This is a genomic window from Bartonella pachyuromydis (assembly GCF_039543065.1).
Lineage (GTDB): Bacteria > Pseudomonadota > Alphaproteobacteria > Rhizobiales > Rhizobiaceae > Bartonella > Bartonella pachyuromydis.
Genome location: NZ_BAABJA010000050.1, coordinates 1 through 1,288, shown reverse-complemented (window position 1 = coordinate 1,288; position 1,288 = coordinate 1). Strand labels below are relative to the sequence as shown.

The 1,288-nt window shown below is 41.5% G+C and carries 1 pseudogene; it reads left to right on the top strand.

Annotated elements, in window-relative coordinates:
* Positions 1-1,288, top strand: a pseudogene (locus ABD917_RS08675) (YfjI family protein); the annotation flags it as partial.

The following is a 1,288-nucleotide window of genomic DNA, read 5'->3' as shown; positions in this document are numbered from 1 at the left end:
ATTCCTTATGAACAAGTCTTGCAACAAAATGGGTGGGGAGAATTAAAACCGATTGAGAGTGCTCTCTTACCCGTCGAACCTTTTCACGTTGCACAAATGCCTTTTAGATTAAGTCGTTATATTTATGACATTGCTGACCGTCAACAAGCCCCCGTTGATTTTGTGGCTATCTCTGCTCTCTGTGGCTTGGCTGCCGTCATTGGCAATGGCGTGCGGGTTGCTCCAAAGCAATATGATACTTGGAGGGTTACCCCTAATCTCTGGGGTGCTATTGTTGGTCAATCTTCAACAAAGAAAACACCAACTATAGAAGACGCTTTGGAACCCGTTTATACTCTTCAAGAGGAATGCTACAAAGAACGGAATAAACAGAAAGAACAACAAAAAATTGATGAGATACTAGAAAATTTAAGCAAACGAGAAAGAGAAAAACAAGCCAATAAGGCAATAAAAAAAGGAGATCTACAAACTGCACGTGCTTTTTTATCTGAAAGCCCCTCTAAGGGCAATATCCATGATGTTGCTGCCTCTCGTCTTATTATCAATGATGTCACGGTCGAAAAGCTTGGGGAATTGTTAAAAGAAAACCCCCGTGGTCTTTTGATGGTTCGTGATGAGTTATCTGGTTTTTTAGCAGATATGGAACGGAAGGAATATCAATCAGACCGTGGTTTTTATTTGAAAGCTTTTAATGGATACGGTGGATTTACCTATGACCGTATAGGACGTGGAACCATTTATATCCCTAATGCAACTGTTTCCATTATAGGCGGCATTCAACCTTCACGAATTATTCCTTTCATTAAAGAAATCCTCCACGGCAAAAATGATGATGGTTTGCTCCAACGGTTCCAGATGCTGGTGTGGCCCAATGAAATCGAAGAGCCGGACTGGATTGATAGGTATCCCAATCAAGACGCACAGCAAGATTATGAAAGGCTGTTTCGTTCTCTCTATGATAAGCCCCTTGGCTCACCAGAACACCCCATTACCATGCGTTTTTCTGCTGATGCTCAAGAGATATTTTGTGAGTGGTGGAAAAGCTTTCAGAAAAAAGTAAAGAAGAGTCATTTCTCTGACCCCTTACAAGCGCATCTTTTGAAAATGCCAAAAACCATAGCAAGCCTTGCCTTGATTTTTGAACTGACCGAAGGGGGCGTTTTGAAGTTAGTTTATCCTCTCTTTCTATGGCATTGCGTTGGGAAAAATATCTTTTAAGTCATGTAAAACGCCTCTATGGGGCGGTAGATAAATTAGCAGCAGAGCGTGCAAAATTGATTGTCGAACG